This is a genomic window from Jeotgalibaca sp. A127, from assembly GCF_052266745.1.
Taxonomy (GTDB): Bacteria; Bacillota; Bacilli; order Lactobacillales; family Aerococcaceae; genus Jeotgalibaca.
The window spans coordinates 24,494-50,140 of sequence record NZ_JBQPRC010000003.1 but is presented as its reverse complement, the minus strand read 5'-3'; the positions used below and the strand labels follow the sequence as shown (position 1 = coordinate 50,140).

Annotated in this window: 15 protein-coding genes, 1 pseudogene and 1 CRISPR repeat array; of the genes and pseudogenes, 15 read left to right on the top strand and 1 reads right to left on the bottom strand. The window is 40.2% G+C overall.

The window, feature by feature from the left end; all coding sequences use genetic code 11:
* Positions 1–93: 93 nt before the first annotated feature.
* From cas5c to ACTVAI_RS04205, 14 genes and pseudogenes are all read left to right on the top strand, one after another.
* Complete coding sequence (cas5c, locus tag ACTVAI_RS04270) at positions 94–789, top strand: type I-C CRISPR-associated protein Cas5c (RefSeq protein WP_443485963.1); 696 nt, start codon at positions 94–96, stop codon at positions 787–789.
* Between the two features lie 15 nt (positions 790–804).
* Positions 805–2,652, top strand: a complete 1,848-nt coding sequence (gene cas8c / locus ACTVAI_RS04265; RefSeq protein WP_443485962.1) for a type I-C CRISPR-associated protein Cas8c/Csd1 — start codon at positions 805–807, stop codon at positions 2,650–2,652.
* A 19-nt stretch (positions 2,653–2,671) separates the two neighbouring features.
* Positions 2,672–3,529 (top strand): type I-C CRISPR-associated protein Cas7/Csd2, encoded by an 858-nt coding sequence (gene cas7c / locus ACTVAI_RS04260; RefSeq protein ID WP_443485961.1) that lies wholly within the window; start codon positions 2,672–2,674, stop codon positions 3,527–3,529.
* Positions 3,519–4,187 carry a CRISPR-associated protein Cas4 gene (cas4, locus tag ACTVAI_RS04255; protein ID WP_443485960.1) on the top strand — a complete coding sequence of 223 codons (669 nt, stop codon included), beginning with the start codon at positions 3,519–3,521 and terminating at the stop codon, positions 4,185–4,187. Before cas7c ends, cas4 begins: the two co-directional genes overlap by 11 nt.
* Positions 4,171–5,201, top strand: a pseudogene (cas1c, locus tag ACTVAI_RS04250) (type I-C CRISPR-associated endonuclease Cas1c). Before cas4 ends, cas1c begins: the two are co-directional and overlap by 17 nt.
* A gap of 9 nt (positions 5,202–5,210) precedes the next feature.
* Positions 5,211–5,501, top strand: a complete 291-nt coding sequence (gene cas2 / locus ACTVAI_RS04245; RefSeq protein ID WP_443485959.1) for a CRISPR-associated endonuclease Cas2 — start codon at positions 5,211–5,213, stop codon at positions 5,499–5,501.
* Between the two features lie 157 nt (positions 5,502–5,658).
* Positions 5,659–9,465: a CRISPR direct-repeat array (repeat unit 32 nt; unit sequence GTCGCACTCCTCGTGAGTGCGTGGATTGAAAT).
* Between the two features lie 324 nt (positions 9,466–9,789).
* Positions 9,790–11,562, top strand: coding sequence for a DNA helicase RecQ (recQ, locus tag ACTVAI_RS04240; RefSeq protein WP_443485958.1), 1,773 nt, complete (start codon positions 9,790–9,792; stop codon positions 11,560–11,562).
* The gene (locus ACTVAI_RS04235; protein ID WP_443485957.1) at positions 11,562–12,386 is read left to right on the top strand and encodes a metallophosphoesterase; all 825 of its coding nucleotides are present in this window, start codon (positions 11,562–11,564) and stop codon (positions 12,384–12,386) included. The genes recQ and ACTVAI_RS04235 overlap by 1 nt, the downstream gene beginning before the upstream one ends.
* Before the next feature lie 114 nt (positions 12,387–12,500).
* Positions 12,501–13,460, top strand: a complete 960-nt coding sequence (locus ACTVAI_RS04230; protein WP_443485956.1) for a DNA-methyltransferase — start codon at positions 12,501–12,503, stop codon at positions 13,458–13,460.
* A gap of 119 nt (positions 13,461–13,579) precedes the next feature.
* Entirely contained in the window at positions 13,580–14,836 is a 1,257-nt protein-coding gene (locus tag ACTVAI_RS04225; protein WP_443485955.1) for a dicarboxylate/amino acid:cation symporter, read from the top strand.
* 436 nt (positions 14,837–15,272) lie between these two features.
* Entirely contained in the window at positions 15,273–16,853 is a 1,581-nt protein-coding gene (locus tag ACTVAI_RS04220; protein ID WP_443472876.1) for a hypothetical protein, read from the top strand.
* 146 nt (positions 16,854–16,999) lie between these two features.
* Entirely contained in the window at positions 17,000–19,525 is a 2,526-nt protein-coding gene (gene mgtA / locus ACTVAI_RS04215) for a magnesium-translocating P-type ATPase (protein WP_443485954.1), read from the top strand.
* Positions 19,526–19,598: 73 nt separating this feature from the next.
* Complete coding sequence (locus ACTVAI_RS04210; protein ID WP_443472878.1) at positions 19,599–20,213, top strand: NUDIX hydrolase; 615 nt, start codon at positions 19,599–19,601, stop codon at positions 20,211–20,213.
* Between the two features lie 45 nt (positions 20,214–20,258).
* Positions 20,259–20,783 (top strand): acyl-CoA thioesterase, encoded by a 525-nt coding sequence (locus ACTVAI_RS04205; protein WP_443472879.1) that lies wholly within the window; start codon positions 20,259–20,261, stop codon positions 20,781–20,783.
* Between the two features lie 45 nt (positions 20,784–20,828).
* Here ACTVAI_RS04205 and ACTVAI_RS04200 read toward each other — a convergent pair whose 3' ends face one another.
* A complete protein-coding gene (locus ACTVAI_RS04200; RefSeq protein ID WP_443472880.1) occupies positions 20,829–24,260 on the bottom strand; it encodes a pyruvate carboxylase in 3,432 nt (1,143 codons plus the stop codon).
* A 285-nt stretch (positions 24,261–24,545) separates the two neighbouring features.
* Here ACTVAI_RS04200 and gcvT point away from each other — a divergent pair, with 285 nt between their 5' ends.
* Positions 24,546–25,640 carry a glycine cleavage system aminomethyltransferase GcvT gene (gcvT, locus tag ACTVAI_RS04195; RefSeq protein WP_443472881.1) on the top strand — a complete coding sequence of 365 codons (1,095 nt, stop codon included), beginning with the start codon at positions 24,546–24,548 and terminating at the stop codon, positions 25,638–25,640.
* Positions 25,641–25,647 lie beyond the last annotated feature (7 nt).

Sequence of the window (25,647 nt, the reverse complement as noted above, 5' to 3'; positions counted from 1 at the left end):
TTGATATTTACCTTTCATGTATTATGTATTATATTTGACTAAAAAATAATTGAGTAATATAATGAACACAAATAGAAAGAAAGAAGGGTAGTTATGAGAAACAGTGTTGAGTTTGTCTTGTATGGACCGTATGCCTTGTTCACAGATCCATTAACCAAGATGGGAGGTGAAAAACTGTCCTATCAAATACCGACCTATCAGTCGCTTAAAGGAATTATTGAAAGCGTTTACTGGAAGCCAACAATCATCTATTATATTGACGAAGTCAGAATCATGAATCCAATTCGGATGGAATCGAAAGGTATTAGACCGATAAATTATGGGGGAGGTAATACGCTCGCAAATTACACCTATCTTAGAGAGGTGAAATATGAGGTCAAAGCGCACTTTGAATTCAATCCACATCGCCCGGATTTGGCGGCGGATCGGAACGAGCATAAGCATCATAATATCTTAAAAAGATCCCTCGAAATGGGGGGGAGACGGGATATCTTTTTGGGAACAAGAGAGTGCCAAGCGTATGTAGAACCTGTTACTTTTGGAGAGGCACCAGGACATTATGATGATTACGATGAAACGCATTTTGGGACCATGGTTCATGGTCTGAATTATCCTGATGAAACAGGGAAAAACATGCTTGAAGTCCGGTTGTGGAATCCTGTTATGAAAAACGGAATAGTACGGTTTGAGAGGCCAGAGGATTGCAAAAATATTAGACCAATCAAAAAAATGCAGGCAAAACATTTTGATGAAACAAATGTGGATTTTGAATTGAACGCTGATGAATAACGAAAGGAGAAAGCGATGAGTTGGTTAATGGACTTATACGAGACGTACAACCAAAACGAGTCATCTATAGGCATTACAGAATATAAAAGGAATGGACAAGCGTTTATGCTGCTACCCATATCGCATACCACTCAATCTGCACACATAGAAGTTCATGTTACGGAAGACGGTCAATTCCATTCTGCTTTTGTCATACCCAAAGAGGACGCAACGACAGTAATTCCAGCTACAGAAGAATCAGCGAGCCGCGCCGGAGCGAAAACCGCACCATATCCTATTCATGATAAATTAAGTTATGTAGCTGGAGATTATAATTCGTACGGCGGAGATCCTAAAAAAGTTAATGATTATTCCGAATACATAAAGCAATTGAAAGGATGGAGAGAATCATCTTTTTCAGTACCTAAAATTGAGAGCATATACTCTTACTTGTTAAAGGGAACATTGATTGAAGATCTTATAAAAGATAAAAAGTTATGGTCCAATGAAAAACATCAATTGCTGAGCAAATGGGATAGCACATTAGGGGAGCGACCGGAAATTTTTGGTGTAGTGGCCGGCAATCAGGACGCCGCGTTTGTCCGATTTGATGTGTATTACCCGGATCAAGTCAGCAATAAGGTTTGGATGGATCCCGAAGTACAAAATAGTTTTATCGCTTATTATAATACGAAATTAAAGGACAGTGATTTGTGTTTTGTGACTGGAGAAATGCAGCCAGCCACAGAGAAACATGCCAATAAAATCCGCAATCCAGCTGACAAAGCTAAATTGATATCAGGAAATGATACAAGTGGATTTACTTTTAGAGGAAGATTCAGCACTTCAAATGAAGTTGCAGGAATCAGCTACGAAGCGTCCCAAAAATCGCATAATGCATTGAAATGGCTCATAAATAGACAAGGGAAAGATATAGACGGAAGAGTCATATTGGTATGGGGAAATGATAGATTAGAATACGTTGATCCTCTTGGGAGCGGAGAAACTGTAGCTGGGGACGCAGAAACCCAACAAGCATTTTCTATTGAACTCTCCAAAGCCATTGATGGGTATAAACATGATTTAAAGACTGATTCTAAAGTTATCGTCATGGTCCTGGATGCTGCGACTACAGGAAGAATGGCAGTTATATATTACAGAAAGATAGATGCGGAGGAGTATCTCGAAAAAATTAAAGAATGGCACTCAAAACATACATGGCGGCAAATAGGTGAAGAGAAAAAAATATTTTTTGGTGCACCATCCATAAAGAATATTGCAATTGCAGCTCATGGCGAGAGGGCAAACAACAAAGTGATTAAGTCTGTTGTAGAGAGGCTCCTTCCGTGCGTAATTGAAGGAAGAAACATTCCTAGGGATATCATTGAATCCTGTGTCAGAAGAGCAAGTAATCCGGTTGCTATGGAGAGATGGGAATGGGAGAAAGTTTTGGGTGTTGCCTGTGCCTTGGTAAATGAGAAGGGAGCGAGTGGTGTGGGATTAGATAATAGCATTAGGGATAGGAGCTATCTTTTCGGGAGGTTACTGGCTGTAGCCGATGTCCTTGAAAATACTGCGTTGCGGAGCGATGAGAAAAAGCGGATTACAAATGCAGAGAGGTATATGACTGCATTTTCACAGCACCCGAGTCGAACTTGGGAAATCATTCAAAAAGCAATTCAGCCTTATAAAGCAAGACTCGGAGACAAATCTGTATTTTATACAAAAATGATTGATGAAATACTTTCCAAGATCGAATTTGAAGATTTCAATAACAAACCATTGAAAAGTGTCTACTTATTGGGTTATTCGAGTCAAAGGCAAGAATTGTACACTAAAAAACAGAAAACCGATGCTTTAACTGTAACAACATCAGCCGAATAATAAAAAGGAGGAAACAAACATGTCAGTATTAGATCACAAAATCGATTTTGCAGCAATCATTTCGGTGACAAAAGCCAACCCAAATGGAGACCCTCTGAACGGAAATAGACCACGTCAAAATTATGATGGAAAAGGTGAAATATCGGATGTGTGTCTAAAAAGAAAAATCCGGAATAGACTTCAGGATACGGGTGAATCCATATTTGTGCAATCGCAAGATCGCTCTGACGATGGATTTGCTTCTTTGAGAGACCGGGCTGATTCGAATGAAACATTGAAAAAAGCACTAACTGATAAAAAATCTAAGATTTCATCTGATGAATTTGCTTCGATTGCATGCTCGGAATGGACAGATGTCCGTAGCTTTGGCCAAGTATTCGCATTCAAGGGTTCTGAACTTTCAGTTGGTGTTCGAGGTCCGGTTTCTATCCAAACGGCAGTGAGTGTTGATCCAGTTGACGTTACCAGTATGCAGATTACTAAGAGTGTTAACTCGACCACTTCAGATACAAAAGGATCCGACACAATGGGGATGAAGCATTTTGTTGAGTTTGGTGTATACGTTCTAAAGGGTAGTATCAATACGCAACTTGCGGAAAAAACCGGTTTCACAAATGAAGATGCCGAAAAAATAAAAATGGCACTTCAAACGTTATTCGCAAATGATGTGTCATCAGCAAGACCGGATGGTAGTATGGAAGTTAATAAGGTTTATTGGTGGAATCATAATTCTAAGTTAGGTCAGTATTCTTCAGCAAAAGTACATCGCTTGCTAAGCCTAGAGAAGAAAACTGAGCATCCATCTTCTTTTGATGATTACAAGGTGACACTTGAAACTCTGGATAATTTAGATGTGGAGATATTGGATGGGTTATAATGAAGATGACTTTCTCTTGCTATCTGGTATTCAACATTTTGAATTTTGCAAGAGACAATGGGCTCTGATTCACATCGAACAACAATGGGAAGAAAATTATTTAACGATTGCGGGGCAAAATCTGCATAAAAAAGCAGATGAACCCTTTATACGAGAAAAAAGAAAAGAGAAACTTATCATACGCGGAATGCCGGTAAAATCTCATTCCTTAGGAATATCTGGAGTATGTGATGTTGTTGAATTTATTCAAGATAAAAACGGCGTAGCGATTCATGGTGAAGATGGGTTATATCTTCCTATTCCGATTGAATACAAACACGGAAAACCAAAAAAAAATGATGCTGACGTTTTTCAGATGGTTGCACAAGCCATGTGTTTGGAGGAAATGCTCTTTTGTACGATAAATGTGGGGTTTCTATTCTATAATGAAATAAAAAGAAGAACAGAAATACCAATCACTTTAGATTTACGGGAAAGTGTAAGAAAAAAAATTTCTGAGATGCATGACTTATATTCCAAAAGATATACTCCAAAAGTTAAGACTGGGCCACATTGCGAACGTTGCTCTTTAAAAGATGTATGTTTACCAAAACTCATGAATAAGGAAACTGTCAGTTCTTATTTGGATAGGAGACTACAATTTGAAGAAACTACTTAATACTATTTATGTGACGACACCTGATTCCTATCTTTCTCTGGATGGAGATAACCTTGTAGTTTTAAATAACGATACAAGAATTGGCCGGGTCCCGATGCACAATCTTGAATCCATTGTTACATTTGGATATACAGGTGCGAGTCCCGCGTTAATGAGGTATTGTGTTGAACACAATGTATCATTGACTTTTATGCGACAGAGCGGGAAATTTATGGCACGGGTAATTGGTCCATCCAAAGGTAATGTAACCCTTCGAAAAAGGCAATATCAGATTTCTGATGATGTATGTGAATCTTTAGCAATCGCTAGAAACTTCATTATAGGCAAAGTCTATAATCATAAGTGGATAATTGAGAGGACTATTAGGGATCATTCATTATTGGTGGATGCAGAAGAAATGAGAACTGCTTCCAAACAATTAACTGTCCTACTAAAAGACATAAGGGCTTGTGATAATTTCGAATCCTTAAGAGGATTTGAAGGACAAGCTGCGGTCGTCTATAATCGTATGTTTAACCAGATGATTTTAAAACAAAAAGATCACTTTTATTTCAACGGGAGAAATAGAAGACCACCTCTGGATAATGTAAATGCTATGCTGTCCTTCGCGTACACACTTCTGTCTATCGATTTTGCTGGAGCATTAGAGCAAGTGGGGTTAGATGCTTATGTGGGATTTATGCATCGTGATCGCCCTGGAAGGGTATCCTTGGCTTTAGATTTGATGGAAGAATTTCGAGGCATCATGGCTGACAGGTTTGTGATTTCGTTAATCAATTTGAAAGTGATTAATGATCAGGATTTCGTTAGTAAAGAAAATGGCTCGGTAATCATGACTGATGAAGGCAGGAAAAAATTTATTACTGCTTGGCAAAAAAAAAACAAGAAACGATTACACATCCATTTTTAGATGAAAAGATATCTTGGGGGTTAGCTCCTTACGCGCAAAGTCTTTTACTGGCAAGGCTGATCAGAGGAGACCTTGATCAATATCCTCCTTTTTTATGGAAGTAGGTGGAATAGATGCTAGCATTAGTAACTTATGATGTAAGTGTATCAGATAAAGCTGGAAGGACCAGATTGCGAAAGGTTTCGAAGGTCTGTCAGAATTATGGTCAAAGAGTACAAAATTCTGTATTTGAATGTATTGTGGATAACACGCAGCTTACAGAGCTTAAGATTAAGTTGTTGGAAATTATTGATACGAACGTGGACAGCTTAAGAGTGTATAATATAGGTAACAATCACAAAAATAAAGTTGAACACTTCGGAACAAAAAAAGCTTTGGATTTAGAAGATGTATTATTGTTCTAGTGCGAACCATAAGCGGACATAAAAAATCTGGGAGGTTCGCACACCTTTTATGTAATATTGTTGCTGTCCATTGCTATAATATTGCTTTTTTAGCGGATTGAACTATCGTTTTCTATAGATTTAATAATATATTGGACGATTATAGATATAATTCGCTGTCGCACTCCTCGTGAGTGCGTGGATTGAAATAAGACGTTTGTCAGTGATACGTTTGAGAATTTGAGTCGCACTCCTCGTGAGTGCGTGGATTGAAATAACAGATGATGCCATGACAACAGCACAATTTGAAACGTCGCACTCCTCGTGAGTGCGTGGATTGAAATAATACGAGATTGCTGAGAGCGAAAAATCATGCTGTCGCACTCCTCGTGAGTGCGTGGATTGAAATAGGATTGCTTTCTTGTTCTTGACTGGAATGTACTTGTCGCACTCCTCGTGAGTGCGTGGATTGAAATGTCTTCTATCAATTATGACGATTACCGCTTATCGTCGCACTCCTCGTGAGTGCGTGGATTGAAATTTATAGAATCTTAGAGTTGCCAAAGCCATGGTCTTGTCGCACTCCTCGTGAGTGCGTGGATTGAAATGGTACGAACATCACTGTCGACCTGGTCGGCGCGAGTCGCACTCCTCGTGAGTGCGTGGATTGAAATTGTCAACCTACAATATCCCGATTCCAAAACCAGACGTCGCACTCCTCGTGAGTGCGTGGATTGAAATCATATCGATGCAAGTTAAAATCACAACGTTATTTGTCGCACTCCTCGTGAGTGCGTGGATTGAAATAGTGAGTTGTCAAACATCATTTGCCCCAACTGTAAGTCGCACTCCTCGTGAGTGCGTGGATTGAAATTCGATCCTGTCCTTAGCTACATTGAAGTATGTTTCGTCGCACTCCTCGTGAGTGCGTGGATTGAAATAGCACAACAGAAAGATGAAATAAGAAGACTAACCGTCGCACTCCTCGTGAGTGCGTGGATTGAAATTTCCCTGAAGACAAAGACAGATTACTACTATAGGTCGCACTCCTCGTGAGTGCGTGGATTGAAATCAGCACTCACTGACCAGGAAGACCAGGCTATCAGGGTCGCACTCCTCGTGAGTGCGTGGATTGAAATGAATCTACTTCATAATTTTCTGTCTGGTTATAGTCGCACTCCTCGTGAGTGCGTGGATTGAAATGGTTATGACTGGGGAAGTTATCACAGTGGGTTATAAGTCGCACTCCTCGTGAGTGCGTGGATTGAAATTGGTTCAATTGGAGGGGGTAGGCGTTACTTTTAATGTCGCACTCCTCGTGAGTGCGTGGATTGAAATCAAGTGGGGAACAAGCAAATCGGCAGTCGCGACGGTCGCACTCCTCGTGAGTGCGTGGATTGAAATAAGTATGCGAACCCACGTACTTACACAGGAACAAGTCGCACTCCTCGTGAGTGCGTGGATTGAAATCGTGGTGAGGTTGAACCCACAGAAGGCATGATGGTCGCACTCCTCGTGAGTGCGTGGATTGAAATTGGACACGGGTATTCGGACGCTACAGTGACCGGGTCGCACTCCTCGTGAGTGCGTGGATTGAAATATTACACGTGTGGGCAAACGTGTCCGATACAGGCGGTCGCACTCCTCGTGAGTGCGTGGATTGAAATTGGAAACAGGTGATATCGGCTCTATTCTTAACGGTCGCACTCCTCGTGAGTGCGTGGATTGAAATAGACTCTTCCTTTGTCTTGTTAAACGTCTCTTGCGTCGCACTCCTCGTGAGTGCGTGGATTGAAATCGTGCAATCCAGCCAAAAAACTTTACATGGAAAAAGTCGCACTCCTCGTGAGTGCGTGGATTGAAATGTCAATCTGCCTGTTAATACCACGTTGTTTATCGTCGCACTCCTCGTGAGTGCGTGGATTGAAATCTGTATTTGTGAAAATCGACGGATCGGAAATATTGTCGCACTCCTCGTGAGTGCGTGGATTGAAATCAATACAGGCTATAACGGTCCCTTTGGCGTTGCGGTCGCACTCCTCGTGAGTGCGTGGATTGAAATTGTGATGTCGAAGAAATATCCAATTAGCGTTGCTGTCGCACTCCTCGTGAGTGCGTGGATTGAAATTGACTTCAGGGCGAACACTGGTGGCTGGTCTGTGTCGCACTCCTCGTGAGTGCGTGGATTGAAATAATTCAACACATTTGGAACAAAGACAATATTTGGGTCGCACTCCTCGTGAGTGCGTGGATTGAAATCAACCACACATACCCGTTTTTAAAATGGATCGTGTCGCACTCCTCGTGAGTGCGTGGATTGAAATTTATCTGGTCGCATGGGGGTCACTCCTTATCTGGTCGCACTCCTCGTGAGTGCGTGGATTGAAATCACCCCAGCAACTGATTTACCTGTAGGTTATACGTCGCACTCCTCGTGAGTGCGTGGATTGAAATGCGTCTGCTTTATTGCTTTGACTACGTTGCAAGTCGCACTCCTCGTGAGTGCGTGGATTGAAATTCGGCGTAGTTGAACCGGTCACTGTAGCGTCCGAAGTCGCACTCCTCGTGAGTGCGTGGATTGAAATACGTGGAACATTATTGAATGTATAAACCGATGCTGTCGCACTCCTCGTGAGTGCGTGGATTGAAATATATAGAAGGTCGTTTATCTTGATTAGAAGGTCTTGTCGCACTCCTCGTGAGTGCGTGGATTGAAATCGATCAGCAATTCTTTCTCGCTGAATGAAATACCGTCGCACTCCTCGTGAGTGCGTGGATTGAAATCAGTACGTCCTTTAATTTCGTCATAAGCGATTTCCAGTCGCACTCCTCGTGAGTGCGTGGATTGAAATCCGCCTTCCCGGTGAAGATTGTGTTGTAGGTCGCGTCGCACTCCTCGTGAGTGCGTGGATTGAAATCGCTATACAACGCGTGTGTTTAGAGTAAAGCGTGACGTCGCACTCCTCGTGAGTGCGTGGATTGAAATAACAGTGGAATTCTTTAGCAATAAGGAAAATCATGTCGCACTCCTCGTGAGTGCGTGGATTGAAATACGTGAAACATTTACCACGTTTGCAAGAAACACGGTCGCACTCCTCGTGAGTGCGTGGATTGAAATCGTTAAACCAGGAAATGATACGACCACTCTTCAAGTCGCACTCCTCGTGAGTGCGTGGATTGAAATTGGGATAGGTATGTGTCCAGTGGGTCGGAAACAATGTCGCACTCCTCGTGAGTGCGTGGATTGAAATACTTCCAAAGCGTTTTTAATCGTGAAATTTTTGATGTCGCACTCCTCGTGAGTGCGTGGATTGAAATAGGTCAGTCAGATGACGTGTCACATGGTATTGACGTCGCACTCCTCGTGAGTGCGTGGATTGAAATTGGATAGCGTGTCCAGTAGTTTTGCCAGTGTGATGGTCGCACTCCTCGTGAGTGCGTGGATTGAAATTCGCATTTCGTCCACCAGTGTAGTGACGCGATATGGTCGCACTCCTCGTGAGTGCGTGGATTGAAATCTCCTTTTAATACTTTCTCACAGGTGTGATCAGGTGTCGCACTCCTCGTGAGTGCGTGGATTGAAATCCATTCGAAAAGGGGCAGTGGGACTACACCGTCCAGTCGCACTCCTCGTGAGTGCGTGGATTGAAATCGAAAGTTGCGACTACTTTGTTTTCGTGGCATTAAGGTCGCACTCCTCGTGAGTGCGTGGATTGAAATAATCCGTCAGTTGATTCGCCAATTAACAAAATGCGTCGCACTCCTCGTGAGTGCGTGGATTGAAATAGTATTCAGCCAACTTGAACGTGAACAAATTACGGGTCGCACTCCTCGTGAGTGCGTGGATTGAAATATATGTCTTTCAATCGCTTCAACCGCATCAGCATGTCGCACTCCTCGTGAGTGCGTGGATTGAAATAATAGCAACATTGCTTTAATTTGGTCTTGCGTGAGTCGCACTCCTCGTGAGTGCGTGGATTGAAATGAATCATACAAGGAACGATGTTGCCTTAATGATACAATCCTTTGCAACGATTAAATTAGATAGAACACCCAGGACCTATTCAGTCTTTCTATCACTGAGACTAGAGACTGCTCGCAGAAACTTGCGGGTGGTCTATTTTAATTTAGATAGGAGAAAAAAATGTTACCATTTCACATGATCGTCTATTCTTACAGGAAGTTTATGACATTATCTATGAAAGGACGCCAGAAGGATTCAAAGAAGTTCCTAATTCTGAAGTTGAATAACACAAAGCTCTTAAAATTCGTGTATACTAATAAAAGAGATTTTTGATGGAGCGATGTCATGAAGAAAATAGAAACAGTATTAAAAGAATTTTATGGATATGATTCTTTTCGGCCTGGACAAAAAGAATTAATTGAATCCTTGATGAACGGTCAGGATGTCTTGGGGATTATGCCGACTGGTGGCGGTAAATCCTTGTGCTACCAAATTCCAGCAATCACCCAAGAAGGAACTGGTCTAGTCATTTCCCCGTTAATTTCCTTGATGAAAGATCAAGTTGACGCTTTGCAAACGATGGGGGTACGGGCAGGGTATATAAATAGTCAATTGGACACAGCTGCTTACCGCGAAACAATGGATAAAGCTTTATTCGGCTATTATGACTTATTGTATATCGCGCCGGAACGGATAGGGAGCGAGCACTTTTTAAATACCATTCAACATATGAATATAAATCTTATTGCAGTAGATGAAGCCCATTGTATTTCGCAATGGGGCCAAGACTTTCGTCCAAGCTATCAGACCATTCCCCAGTTGCGGGATGTAGTCGGGGCGGGTGTTCCTTTCGCTGGTTTTACTGCGACGGCTACTACACTGGTTAAAAATGATATCATCCAGCAATTGCGTCTGCAGTCACCTCACGAATTTGTAGCGAGTTTTGACCGACCGAATTTGTATTTCTCGGTTATTTCTTCCAAGCAAAAAAGCAAGGATGTTTTACGCTTCATTGACAAAGAAGGTTCGACCATTATCTATTGTAATACCCGCAAAAATGTCGAAACCGTCTATAATAATTTAGCCAAAAAAGGACTTCCCGTAACTTACTATCATGCTGGTATTTCTGCGCACGAACGTAACAAGAATCAGGACGATTTTATTTATGATCGCAAATCAATTATTGTTGCGACAAATGCCTTTGGAATGGGTATCGATAAATCAAATGTTCGTAAAGTGATCCATTATAATATGCCTTTGGATATGGAAAGTTATTATCAAGAAGCAGGGCGGGCTGGACGTGATGGCGCACCTGCCGAGGCTATACTTTTGTACTCAGGGCAGGATATCATAACGAATACTTTTTTGATCGAACAAGGAAATCAACCACATGCCAAGGAAAAATTAAACCGCATGATTTCTTATTGCAAAACGGGAAAATGTTTACGTCGTTTTATATTGAATTATTTTGATGAAGAAACGAGCTGGACCCGCTGTGAAAATTGCTCAAACTGTGACGGTCATACAGAAACGGTAGACGTAACGGTAGAGTGTCAAAAGATTTTGTCTTGTATTTATCGTATGGATCAACGTTTTGGTACTGGAATGGTCACCGATGTTTTACGCGGTAAAAAAAATGAACGTATTCGCCAATTTAAATTTGACCATCTTTCAACTTATGGTATCATGGCAAAATACACGGATAGCAGTATCAAGGATATTATTTCTTTGATGTTGAGTGAAGGCTATCTGGCTTTGTCAGGTGATAAGTATCCAATCCTCGTTTTCACTCAGAAAACAAACGAATTATTGCAGGCAAAAGATACATTGTTGATGACACGGAAAATATTGGATGAACAGCCGCATACCATGGCTGAAGTAGTCGATTATGATGAAAGTTTGTTTGAAGAACTGCGTCAATTACGTTTGGAAATTGCGCAAGACATAGGAAAACCACCCTTTGTGGTCTTCACAGATAAGAGTTTAATCGACATGGCTGATAAACTACCAACCACAGATCAAGAGTTTCTTGCTGTTCATGGTGTTGGACAAAGTAAGCTTGTCAATTATGGTGAAGCATTTATGGAAATAATTAAAATTTATAAGGAGTCAAAGTAGTGCGTAAGAAGATAGGAATCGTATTATTGATACTCATCGGCTACATTTTTTGGGGTACCAATGCACTAGAAATAAATCATCTAACAATCAGAGATGACGAAATACCAGATTCATTCGATTCATTTAAAATTGCTCAAGTTTCGGATTTACACAATAAGGATTTTGGTTCCGACTTAATTGATAAGATTGCTGAAGAAAATCCAGATATGATTGCCGTGACGGGGGACCTCATTGACAGCACGTTTCCTGATTTAGATATTGCTATGGGTGTTATTGAATCGTTATGTGAAATTGCTCCGGTTTACTATGTGACGGGCAATCACGAAGCGAGTCGGTTCGATTTATTCACTAAATTGGCTAAGCAGATGGAAGCAGCCGGCGTTAAAATGATGGACAATCACCAGATTAAGATTGAAAAAGATGACGAATCCATACGAATCCTGGGGCTTGAAGATCCTAATTTTATTAATTCAGCACTTTCCTTTGAAGATAAATATGAAAGAATGCATCAAGAACTAAAGAAATTAGTCACCGATGAAGGGTACCAAATTTTGTTATCCCATCGCCCTGAAGAGATGTCGAGTTACGTCGAGGAAGAGATTGATCTTGTTTTGAGTGGGCATGCTCATGGCGGGCAAATTCGTTTGCCAATTCTTGGAGCTCTGTTTGCACCCGGACAAGGCTTTTTCCCAGAGTACTCGTTGGGAACATATACTGAGAAAAATACCACTATGGTTGTGAATCGCGGACTAGGAAACAGTGGGATACCGTTCCGTTTTATGAATCGACCAGAGGTAATAATAATATCGCTCGAATCAAAATAAAACCATGAGGTTGGAATTTTTGGCCTCATGATTTTTATTTTCCAGATAATGTAACCGCTTTAAAATATAATTGTCTTAATTATTGAAAGCGTTATATAATAGAAGGGAAGGTGGGTGATTGCATTGGAAAAAGCTGAAAAATCGAAGCGTAATAAAACATTAGCTACGAAAATAGAAGAAGGCCAAGCCTATTTATCACGTTGTTCCAGGATAACGGAACCACCAACTAAAGAACAAATCTTAAACCAGACTATTATTGGAGATACCTTCGAGGTATTGCCTTTACTTCCCAAAGAAAGCGTCGATTTAATTATCGTTGACCCTCCTTATAATTTAGCAAAAAACTATCATGGTCATCATTTTCCTAAACAAAAAACGAAAGATTATCAAGACTATACTGAAAAATGGCTAATGTCTTTGTTGCCTGTTTTGAAAGAAAACGGGAGTTTATATGTATGCTGTGATTGGCAATCGAGTTTAATCATCGGCCCGATACTAGCCAATCATTTAAATATCAAAAATCGCATCACTTGGCAACGTGAAAAAGGGCGCGGATCACATTCTAATTGGAAAAATGGAATGGAAGACATTTGGTTTTGTACCAAAGGTGAAAAATATACTTTTAATGTCAATGATGTAAAGGTAAGGAAAAAAGTTTGGGCTCCTTATACAACGAATGGCATTCCCAAAGATTGGGAAGAAACGAGGGAAGGGAATTTCCGCGATACCCACCCGTCAAATTTTTGGGATGATATTACTATTCCTTTTTGGTCCATGACAGAAAATACAGCCCATCCCACTCAAAAATCTGAAAAATTAATAGCTAAGCTTATATTAGCCAGTTCCAACCCGGGAGATATCGTTTTGGACCCATTTTTGGGATCGGGCACGACCAGTGTAGTGGCCAAAAAACTGGGCAGAAAATATATAGGGATAGAGCAGAATGAAAGATACTGTATTTGGACAGAAAAACGATTGGAAATGGCAAATGAGGATGCTAATATTCAAGGATACCGCAATCAAGTATTTTGGGAACGCAATACAATGGTTGAACAAAACAAATATAATAAATAAAACACAGAATTGAGTAATCTGTGTTTTTTTGTTTTAAATAATGATTGACAAAGGCAATCTGACTCTGTATGATAAGGAGCATGTTTTAATCTAATTTTAATTTAAACGGAGGATGTATTATGGAGAAGAAAAAGCTTGGCTTAGTTCCCAAATTGATTATTGGTATTATATCAGGTATTGTATTAGGGTCCTTCGTATCCGAATCCATCATGGGTATTTTTGTAACATTTAGTTCCTTTGTGTCAGCATATATCTCATTTATTATTCCACTTATGATTGTTGCCTTTGTAACAGCTGGAATTGGGGAACTAAAATCTGGAGCAGGGAAATTACTGGGATTAACGTTAAGTTTAGCTTATAGTTTTACGTTGATTTCTGGAACATTTTCTTACACCGTATCACGCTTAATTTTCCCTACTTTCATTAATGAGGCCGCAACTGCAGCTATAATGAATGGGAATACGGAAACAGTGGCACCGTTATTTACGATTCCACTGGAACCATTGTTGGATGTGACGTCAGCGTTGGTATTTGCATTTATGATGGGGTTAGGAATTTCTGCTTTACGTGGAAATGAGAAAACAAGTAAAATTGGCGATATGATGGGAGACTTTTTCAATGGTTTCCAATACATCATTCAAATGGCTCTAGAGAAAACGATAATCCCCTTATTACCTTATTACATTGCTGCAACATTTTCGTTGATGAGTTATACGGGTGAAGTATGGCGAGTATTGAGTATCTTCTGGCGCGTCTATTTAATCATTTTCGCAATGCATTTCTTGATCTTGATCTTCCAATTTGGTGTAGCTGGTGCGGTAACAAAAACCAATCCATTTCCATATTTGAAAAATCAAATTCCGGGATGGTTGACTGCTGCGGGGACACAATCCTCTGCGACAACGATTCCGATTAACGTCAAAGTTGCTGAAAAGAATGGCGTTTCAAAGAGTATACGTGAATTTGTAGTACCATTAGGTGCAACGATTCATCTTTCTGGAAGTATGGTTTCCCTGGTTGCTTTTTCAACGGCTATTCTGATGATGAACAACATGGAAATTGGATTCACAATAATTGCACCATTCATTATGATCCTAGGTATCAGTATGGTTGCAGCTCCAGGAGCTCCGGGTGGGGCAGTTATGAGTGCTCTCCCATTCCTACCACTTATTGGTATTGCTTCAAATGGACCATTGGCGAGTTTGATGATTGCTTTGTACCTAACACAAGACAGCTTTGGTACAGCGTGTAATGTTTCTGGTGACAACGCAATTGCCTTGATAATTGATAAAATCAAAGGTCGCTTCGGTATTGCAGAGGAAGAAGAATCAGAAGTTTTTGTGGAACAACCAATAGTGGCTCAAAACGAAGCCTAAATCAAAAACACCTTTCAACTTGGTTTGAAAGGTGTTTTTGATTTTTTTGGCTGAGTATCGAAGAAAAGGTGCGGCGTTCCGGCAGTCCATATAATCCTGAACGCCGCATTTTTCTAAAAAGTGCGGCGTTTAGAATTATTTTATTCTCACAGAGCCGCATTTAATAGAAAAATGCGGCTTTCCGCAACCATCTATATCCTGAACGCCGCACTTAGTAGCTCAAGTGCGGCGTTCGTACGTTTTAACCACGCTAATCGCCGCACTAACTAGGTGGTGGTTATTGCAGCGGATTTTCTGTTGGACTATTGCTTGAGACTTACTGGAAAAATGATGAGCTTTGCTGTGAGAAGCGTATTAAATATTCATCCTTTGGTCTTACAATTAGGACATGAAGGAATGGTATAATAAATTCAGAAAGACTGGAGGAGGTTTTATTATGATTAAAGGATGGAAGAATCTGGCAATCTCTTATGGTTTGCCCTTGATTATTCTCATGGTTTATTGGTATTTTTCCTTGACACCATTAACGTTTCAATCTTTAGAATTTTGGTTTAATTTTCTACTTTACTTCGTGGCTAGTGCTGGGTTGTCGTATTTACTTGATGCGCGAAAAGATGCAAAATTACTAAAGGTTAATGGCACCATCATAGGTTTTGGAATCCTGGCGTTGATTATTGGATTGATTATCGGTTTGCCAATTTTTCGTTCAAGAAGTTACGCCGACCTTATTACACATCAAGAGGGAGATTTCGCTGAAGATGTGGTAGTAACGAATCCAAGTGAGATTCCAACCATAGACCGCGATATGGCGGAACGTTTGGGAAGTCGTAAAATCGGGGAAGTATTGGATTTGGTTTCGCAATTCAATGTCTCTGATGAATTTACCCAAATTGTTTACAATGGAGATTCCGTTCGTGTTTCCCCTCTTGAATATGTAAATGTGTGGCGCTGGTTTAGTAACCGTAGTGAAGGGATTCCTCATTATGTCATGGTAGATATGGTTACGGGTGAAGCTGATTTAATTAATCCCGACGAAAATATTCGTTACTCTCATTCAGGCTTTTTGAATGATGACATTACGCGTCATATTTTCTTGCAACATCCCACAACCTTGTTCGAACATCCCGTTTTTGAAATTGACGAAGAAGGGCATCCATTCTATGTTGCTCCGATCGTTAAACGTCAATTCAGTTTCTTGGGGCCAAAAGATGTTGTTGGAGCCTTTATCGTGGATGCTGTTACTGGTGAAATCACACGCTATAAATTGGAAGATATCCCAGGATGGGCAGATCGGATTTTCCCAGCGGATATGATAATGGATCAGATTAACTACAATGGCCAGTATCAAAGTGGTTTCTGGAATAGTATGATCACAAAACGAGGTGTCATTCAAAATGCTGAAGGCTACAACTATATTGTAATCGAAGATGATTTGTACCTTTATACCGGACTGACTTCGGTTGCATCTGATGAATCTAATATTGGATTTGTATTAGTCAACTCCCGAACAAAAGAATCAAATCGTTACAACATCAGTACTGCGACTGAATGGAGTGCGATGGATAGTGCGGAAGGTTCTGTCCAGGAAAAGGATTATACAAGTACATTCCCATTACTCTTTAATATGAACGGAAAACCTGTCTATCAACTATCCTTGAAGGATTCTGCCGGCTTGATTAAATTATATGCTTTCGTGGATGCATTAAATTATCAACGTGTAGGGATTGGCAACTCCTTGCAACTAGCATGGCAAGCTTATAACGGAGGAGAAGTCATTATTACAGATGAGGATCCGATCTTGGAAGGCGAAATAGCCACCGTCGATGGCACTGTTAACTTAATTCAGGCAGTGGTTGTAAAGGGTGAAACTGTTTATTACCTAACACTGGAAGGAAATGACGCAGATATTTACACTGTCCCGGTCAGCCTGAACAAAGCTTTGCCGTTTTTACAAGCCGGAGATAAAATTAATCTGGAATTACAACAAGAAGCCGTTATCAGCATCACAATCGAATAAAGATAGAGCAGCATGAAACCAACTAGTTTGGTTTCAGCTGCTTATTTTTATTTACCTTTTTCATTTCATCTTTAAACAGAATGGACTATACTAATCGCAGAAAGAGTTATTTTAGTGAGGTATCTAAAAAAATAGGGGCGATTAGAATGGAACCTAAAATGGTGTCGTACTGGAGTATTCCCTTGCCAGAGGCTTTGGAAGCAGTGCAATCTGGCATGGAAGGCTTAAGTTCAACAGAAGCTGCTAAAAGGTTAAACATTTATGGAGAAAATGCGCTGAAAACAAAAGAAAAATATTCAACTTTTCGTGCTTTCTTGAATCAGTTCAAAAACCCAATCATTTTGATTCTCCTCTTCGCGACCATAGTTTCAGGGTTAACGGGTGATTGGTTTGATGCCCAAATCATTCTGTTAATTGTCTTAATCAGTGCTATTTTGAGTTTTTATCAAGAGTATAGCGCCAATCAAGCCATAGAAAAGCTGAAATCCAATGTACAGGTGAAATGTTCAGTAAAAAGAGATGGTTCCTTTGTTGATATAGCTTCGCAGTACATTGTTCCGGGTGATATTATTCAACTTTCTACTGGTAGTTTAATTCCGGCTGATGGACTTATTTTGGTTAGCGATGATTTATTTGTAAATCAATCCGTTCTAACTGGAGAATCGATGGCTTCTGAAAAACACGCGAATCTTGTAGAAAGGGATAGCTCCCTAGAAGAAAGATCAAATTGTGTATTTATGGGAACAAGTGTCTTCATTGGGACAGGTTTGATGGTGGTCATGGAGTCTGGATCGCGCACCGAATATGGCAATATTGCCGAACAATTAACAGCGCTCATGCCGGAAACTGAATTCGAACGAGGGGTGCGCCATTTTGGTTACCTCTTAAGTCAAATTATGTTGATTTTAACTTTAGTAGTATTTGCCATTAATGTTTTATTAAGTAAACCAGCAATAGATGCTTTGCTTTTCTCGGTAGCATTGGCAGTTGGCATTACCCCACAATTATTGCCTGCTATAACGAGTATTACGTTATCATCTGGTGCGAGAGTGATGGCAAAAAATGGCGTTATTATCCGCCGTCTTAATTCAATCGAAAATTTTGGAAGTATGGATACATTATGTACGGATAAAACCGGAACATTGACAGAAGGTGATCTCCAATTATCAGGTGCTGTTGATTGGAAGGGGGAAGAGTCTGAAGAGGTTTTTCGGCTCGCTTACTTAAATGCCACTTTGCAAAAAGGGATGAAGAACAATTTAGACGAAATTATTCATAATTCTCGCAAAATCAATATCGAAAATGTGGAAAAACTAGATGAAATTAGTTTTGACTTCACCCGTCGTCGGGTGAGTGTTTTATACCGGGAAGACGGCATTTCCAGTTTAGTGACCAAGGGAGCGTTCAGCAGTGTCTTAGAAGTCAGTAAGTATGTTACCGTTGAGGGCAAGATACAGGTAAAAGATGCTGTTTTGACTGCTGCCATTGAAAAACGTTATAAAGACTGGAGCGATCAAGGTATCAGAGTGCTTGGATTAGCTTATAAGGCGGGTAGTTTCCCAGCCTCACTTTCTGTTTCGGATGAAAGAGACATGATATTCACGGGTTTTCTTCTCTTTTATGATCCACCAAAAGTTGATTCAGCAACTACACTCGCAGAATTAAAGCGTAAAGGCGTTGGAGTAAGGATTATTACGGGAGATAATAAATTCATCGCGTTGCATACCGCTGAAACCGTGGGACTCAAAGTAACAGGTATTATTACTGGAAAAGAATTAGCCGTCATGAGTGATGAAGTTTTATGGAAAAAAATTGAGGAAACGACAGTTTTTGCAGAAGTCGATCCAAATCAAAAGGAACGGATTATTATAGCATTGAAGAAAAAAGGCCATGTGGTGGGTTATATGGGCGATGGTATTAATGATGTAACAGCACTTCATGCAGCTGATGTCAGCATAACAGTTGATAATGCTGTGGATGTGGCGAAAGAGTTAGCGGATATTGTATTGATGCAAAAAAGTTTGGCGGTCTTGAGTCGAGGGATTGAAGAAGGGCGGACGACTTTTAGTAATACGCTGAAGTATATATGGGTAACGACGAGTGCCAATTTTGGAAATATGTTCAGTGTCGCTGGTATTTCCATGATTTTGCCTTTCTTTCCACTTTTGACTAAACAAATTTTATTACTGAATTTTATGACGGATTTTCCCGCTCTGGCGTTATCCAGTGATAACGTTGATAATGACGTACTTAAATCACCACAAAAATGGGACATGCGTTTTATCAGGAATTTCATGCTGACGTTCGGGCTACTAAGTTCAGTTTTTGATTATGTTACAACTTTCCTCCTTTTCACTATTTTTCGAGAATCCCAAGGTCAATTCCAAAGTGGATGGTTTGTCTTTTCAATATTTACCGAACTTGTAACCTTGATGGTAATGCGAACCAAAAAACCTTTCTATTTGAGCAAACCTGGTAAGATGCTGGCATTTTTTTCGGTGTTTCTTGGTATATTTACGCTAATACTTCTTTATACACCTCTCGCAAAGGTCTTCAGCCTTCAACCTATCCCATTGTCAATACTACTCATGTTGGGCGGACTCTTAATCCTCTATGTTTTTTCCATGGAAATTATAAAAAAAATTTTTTATCAACACGCTCAGAAAATGTGAAACAAATTATTTCGAATTTGAAATATATTCATTTATCTGATAAAATAAGGATACAAAGAAAAGAGGTGGTAGTATGATCGATAAAATTGAAGAGATAATAAACCGTCATTCGAGTGAGCCGCTCGGGAAAAAACGTAAGTTTTCCGTCATGCTACCCCTGATCCAGCGTGACGGCGAGTGGCATATTTTGTATGAAGTAAGGAGCAAAAAGATTTCTCAACCAGGGGAAACGTCATTTCCAGGTGGTGCAGTAGAAGAAGGAGAAAATTTCCAGGAAGCAGCTATTCGCGAAACCATGGAAGAACTGAATGTGACACGGGAATGCATACATGTTATGGGCGAAATTGACTATATTGTTAATGAGTATGCGGTCATTCATTGTTTCGTGAGTAAATTAGATTTAGATTTTGAAGAAATTAATTTCAATGAAGAAGTTGCCTCGCTCTTTACGGTTCCAGTCCGGTACTTAATTGATCATCGTCCGACTTACTACGCTACCAAACTCTTGATGGAGCATCCAGAGGATTTCCCATATCACTTGATTCCTAATGGAAGGGACTATCGATTTAAAGCTGGGGAGCATCTAATCCCGTTTTACCAATTGAACGGTCATTCTCTTTGGGGCTATACTGCCAACATGACGGATCATTTTATTGAACTCATTACTGCTCCAGATGGGTTATTATGATAATATCTTAATATAGATATTTATTAAAAACTGGGAGGAAAGAGAATGTCTCAACAACCGACGCGTACATGTAATGAAACGCGGACAGTCCGTTCAGAAATTGTAGTAAACCGACACTTAAATGATAAAGATACCTACTATGGTGGGGATATAATGGCACATTTTGATAGTGCCGGAGGAGGAACGGTTTATAAATTTTTGCGAAAACCATCTTTTACTGCAACGGTAGATAATTTAACTTTTTTAAGTCCCGTCCACAAATCCGAGCAAATATATGTAGAGGCTTTTGTATCAGGGGCAGGTAAATCTTCGGTTGAGGTTTTTACAAAATTGGTTGCAACAGATTTAAAAACTTTTGAAAAACGTTTGGCAGCTTATTCTTTTTTAACTTATGTTATACAGGACCGCGACAATCCTGATTTTATCATGCCAAAGTTGGTGCCAGAATCGGATGAAGAAATCGCAATTTGTAGCGATTATGATATGCGTCGTAAAATTAACCTTGAAAAAAGAGAACACAATAAAATGATTCAAGAAAGCATCTCATTAAATCCTATTTGGGAACAATGAAAAATGCGAACTTCAGGAGATAAATCCCTTGAAGTTCGCATTTTTTTATTTTGAATCAATTTCAATCAACAAATCGCCTGCATCGATTCGGTCACCGTCAACCACATAAATTTGGTCGACAACACCGTTGATGTTCGAACGAATAGTCGTCTCCATCTTCATCGCTTCTGTGACAACAACCGGATTTCCTTTAGAAACCCGATCGCCTTTTTTGACCAGGACTTCCAGCACGGAACCTGGCATTGAAGCCCCGACATGTTCTTTGTTAGTTGGTTCAGCTTTTTTGCGAATGGCAGTAGTTGCAGTGATACTTGCATCCTTCACTTCGATTTCACGACCTTGACCGTTCAATTCGAAATAAAGAACACGGACACCCTCAGAATCTGGCTCACCGATTTGGTTAAGTTTAATAATCAGTGTTTTACCTTTTTCAATAACCACTTCAATTTGTTCACCTGTCCGCATACCATGGAAGAAGCTAGGTGTATCCAATTTAGTAACATCACCAAACTGATTGAAGTTTTCTGCGTAGCCTAAGAATATTTCTGGATACATCAAGTATCCTAATAAATCTTCTTCTGAAGAATCCCGCTTGATTTTATCAGACAATTCCATTTTTAAAGCCTCAAAATCAATTGGATCTCTTAAGCTGCCGGGTCTAACTGTTAACGGTTCCTCACCCTTAAGAATAATTTTTTGGAGTTCTTCTGGAAAACCACCAGTTGGCTGACCTAAATCACCCTTAAAGAAATTTACGACGGATTGTGGGTAATCGAAATCACGCCCGCGTTCATAGACGTCGTCCTCTGTTAATTTGTTTTGAACCATGAACAATGCCATGTCGCCAACTACCTTAGAAGAAGGGGTTACCTTAACGATGTCACCGAACATTTTGTTTACAGTGGCATACATGTCTTTAACAGTATCCCAACTTTCCTCAAGACCCACCGATTTTGCCTGTTGTTGGAGATTGGTATATTGACCACCCGGCATTTGGTGGTGGTAAACTTCTGTGGAAGTGGTATGAATACCCGTTTCAAAGTCCTCGTAATAAGCCCTGACATCTTCCCAATAGCGGTTGATTTTCTGAACATTTTCGATATTTAAATCAGGAGCATGCTCAGTTCCTTCTAAAGCGAAATACAGACTACTCATAGAAGGCTGACTTGTTGTTCCACTCATGGCACTTTGTGCAACGTCAACAATATCCACACCGGCCTTGATTGCCTCACTTAACGTAAAGATTCCATTTCCACTTGTATCATGTGTGTGAAGATGGATAGGAAGTGAAACAGTATCCTTCAATTCGCTGACCAAACGATAGGCAGCTTGGGGTTTTAACAATCCCGCCATATCTTTAATGGCAATGATATGAGCACCCATGTTCTCAAATTCTTTAGCCATTTGTTTATAATAATCAATTGTATATTTCGCTTGTTTGGGGTCATTTAAATCACCGGTGTAACAAATGGCTGCTTCGGCAATTTTATTGACATCCCGAACATACTGAATACTTTTTTCGATTTGGTCTGTCCAGTTTAAGCTATCAAACAAGCGGAAGACATCAATTCCATTTTCAGCTGCACCTTCAATGAAACGTTGTAAGGCGTTGTCAGGATAGTTTTGATAACCAACAGCATTTGAACCACGAAAGAGCATCTGGAATAGCGTATTAGGCATTTTCTGGCGCAATTTACGCAGACGCTCCCACGGGTCTTCATTCAAGAAGCGATAAGCCACATCAAAAGTAGCTCCTCCCCATAATTCATTCGAAAATAGTTGTGGCATGCCTTCTTGTGTAGCTTCGGCAATGTTTAGCAAATCATGGGTACGGACACGTGTCGCCAATAAACTTTGGTGAGCATCCCGAAAAGTTGTATCTGTCAATAGCACGTTTTTTTGATCTTTAATCCATTGACTGACTGCTTCAGGGCCTTGTTTATCCAACACCATTTTTGCTGTCACTAATTGCTTTTCTGGCAAATCTAAATGTTGCGGAAGACGCGGCTTCTCATAAAATTTCTTCGTTCCTCGTGCAATCCCTGGGAACCCGTTTACAGTAATGTTGCCTAAGTAGGCAAGCATTTTATTCCCGCGGTTTAATGTTTCAGGGAAAACAAATAGTTCAGGCGTCTCATCGATGAAGGTCGTCTTAGCATCGCCCGAAATAAATTCCGGATGTTGAATGACATTCTTCAGAAATGGAATATTTGTTTTTACTCCCCGAATTCTAAATTCCGTTAATGATCGTGTCATTTTTTTAATGGCATGATCGAAATCAGGACCTTGAACGCAAATCTTTACTAGTAAAGAATCAAAGAAAGGTGAAACAACAGTTCCCTGGAATCCATTTCCCGCATCCAGACGAATTCCAAACCCACCTGGCGAACGATAGGTATTGATTTTCCCCGTATCTGGGAAGAAATTATTCAAAGGATCTTCCGTGGTAATACGACATTGGATTGCCGCACCTATCAAAGGGATATCCGCTTGTTGAGGAATACCAATATCTTCATGCAGTTTTTTCCCGCGCGCAATTTCGATTTGTGCTTGCACGATATCAACACCTGTGATCATTTCTGTAATCGTATGTTCAACTTGTACGCGCGGATTTACTTCAATAAAGTAGAAGCGCTCACCTTCGACCAAGAACTCTACCGTTCCGGCGTTAACATAACCAACATGTTGCATCAAACGTAATGCTGCTTGACAGATTTGCTCACGTAAATAATCAGGCATGTTAATGCAAGGGGCGACTTCGACAACTTTTTGGTGGCGCCTTTGAACTGAACAATCCCGTTCATATAGATGAACGCAATTGCCATGTTCATCACCCAAAATTTGGACTTCAATATGTTTAGGATTTTGAATGTAGCGTTCCACATAAAGTTCATCATTTCCAAACGCTGACAAGGCTTCGCTCCGAGCTCTCTTAAATCCTTCAACAGCTTCTTCCACATTCCGCGCCACTCGCATGCCGCGGCCACCACCACCTAAAGCAGCCTTCATGATAATGGGATAACCATGTTGATCAGCAAAAGCTAATACTTCGTCAACGTTCGATACAGGGCCATCTGAACCTGGGATAGATTGAATGCCAGCCGCAATGGCAGCTGTTTTTGCTTTAATTTTATCTCCAAAGATATCTAAATGGTGCAATGTAGGTCCAATAAATTTAATGCCTTCTTCCTGACAACGTCTCGCAAAGTGGATATTTTCTGAAAGAAAACCATATCCTGGATGGATGGCGTCCGCACCAGCTTCTTTTGCAATTGTAATAATGCCTTCGATGTCTAAATAAGCATCAATTGGTTTTTTGCCTTTACCAACCAAATAGGCCTCATCTGCCTTAAAGCGGTGAACGGATCCTTCATCTTCTTGCGCGTAAATTCCGACTGTAGCTATTTCGAGTTCAGTCAAAGCACGGAAAATACGTATCGCAATTTCACCACGGTTGGCAACAAGTACTTTTTTCATAGGATCTCCTCCGTAAATTTTAATCATTCCCAAAAACAATTTTTCTATATTTATCAATGGTTTTAAAAAGAGTTTTCAAAATAAATCGTATAGATATTGAAAAAGTGATAGGGAATGCAATGCTAACACTATATGCTTAATTCTCATTGTTTTTTTAGTGTTTTCTTACTTACGTATTTTACAGTATTTTACGAAAGTCGCAATAGAAGATTGTCACCATATGGATAGTGCTTATTTAATCCATTATGCTAAAATGACAGTAACATGAGAAAAAGGAGTGAGGTTGTGGGTGAATTAAAGCAAACACCGCTATTCGGGTTTTATCAAGAACAAAAAATAAAGCTCGTTGATTTTGGTGGATGGGCAATGCCGATTCAATTCAGCGGAATTATGAAAGAGCACCAAGCAGTTCGTGAATCTGTGGGGATTTTCGACTGTTCTCATATGGGCGAGATTTTAGTGACGGGTCCAAATGCGGAGTCCTATTTGAATAGTTTGGTTTCCAACAATGTTTCGCGAATGACGGACGATTCTGTTCAATATAACGTTTTTTGTACGGAAAACGGCGGAGCGGTTGATGACGTCATGATTTACCGTTTTAATAGTGAAAAATTCTGGGTTGTCTGTAATGCATCCAACACAAATAAAGTTTGGAAGTGGATGCTAGATCACAAAAATACTGAAGACACTGAGCTTGATAATATCTCTCAACATATCGGTCTAATAGCAATACAGGGACCAAAAGCTGAAGAATCTCTACAAAAATTAACGGATTTTGATTTAGCAACCATTGGACGTCATAAATTCAATCAACAAGTGACGGTTTCTGATGTCAATAATATTATGATTTCTCGAACCGGTTATACAGGTGAAGATGGTTTTGAATTATATATACCTGCTGAAGATACTGAGGCAGTTTGGCGGGCATTGTTGGAGATTGGGACAACACCTTGTGGCTTGGGCTCCCGCGATACTTTACGTCTGGAAGCTGGCTTGCCCCTATATGGGCAAGATTTAAGCGAAAATATTTCCCCAATTATGGCGGGTGTTGGTTTTGCAGTTAAAACAAAAAAACAAATGCCTTTTTTGGGACAAGAAGCATTGAAACGCCAACGTGAAGAAGGAACGACTCATAAAATAGTCGGATTTGAAATGTTGGAACGTGGCATTCCCCGCCATGATTACAAAGTCCTTTCCGAAACAGGCGAAGAAATAGGCATCGTTACATCCGGTACACAATCCCCAACTTTACAAAAAGGTATCGGGATGGCATTGGTCAAAACTGAACACAGCCAAATTGGTACACACATTCAAATTGCTGTTCGTAACAAAAACGTCCCAGCACAAGTTGTAGAAAAACCATTTTATAAAAAAGCGTAGGAGGTAA

Bases quoted from the DNA above. Each gene is read 5' to 3' on its own strand.
- cas5c (WP_443485963.1), top strand. From the start codon at position 94: ATGAGAAACAGTGTTGAGTTTGTCTTGTATGGACCGTATGCCTTGTTC.
- cas8c (WP_443485962.1), top strand. From the start codon at position 805: ATGAGTTGGTTAATGGACTTATACGAGACGTACAACCAAAACGAGTCA.
- cas7c (WP_443485961.1), top strand. From the start codon at position 2,672: ATGTCAGTATTAGATCACAAAATCGATTTTGCAGCAATCATTTCGGTG.
- cas4 (WP_443485960.1), top strand. From the start codon at position 3,519: ATGGGTTATAATGAAGATGACTTTCTCTTGCTATCTGGTATTCAACAT.
- cas2 (WP_443485959.1), top strand. From the start codon at position 5,211: ATGCTAGCATTAGTAACTTATGATGTAAGTGTATCAGATAAAGCTGGA.
- recQ (WP_443485958.1), top strand. From the start codon at position 9,790: ATGAAGAAAATAGAAACAGTATTAAAAGAATTTTATGGATATGATTCT.
- ACTVAI_RS04225 (WP_443485955.1), top strand. From the start codon at position 13,580: ATGGAGAAGAAAAAGCTTGGCTTAGTTCCCAAATTGATTATTGGTATT.
- ACTVAI_RS04220 (WP_443472876.1), top strand. From the start codon at position 15,273: ATGATTAAAGGATGGAAGAATCTGGCAATCTCTTATGGTTTGCCCTTG.
- mgtA (WP_443485954.1), top strand. From the start codon at position 17,000: ATGGAACCTAAAATGGTGTCGTACTGGAGTATTCCCTTGCCAGAGGCT.
- ACTVAI_RS04210 (WP_443472878.1), top strand. From the start codon at position 19,599: ATGATCGATAAAATTGAAGAGATAATAAACCGTCATTCGAGTGAGCCG.
- ACTVAI_RS04205 (WP_443472879.1), top strand. From the start codon at position 20,259: ATGTCTCAACAACCGACGCGTACATGTAATGAAACGCGGACAGTCCGT.
- ACTVAI_RS04200 (WP_443472880.1), bottom strand. From the start codon at position 24,260: ATGAAAAAAGTACTTGTTGCCAACCGTGGTGAAATTGCGATACGTATT.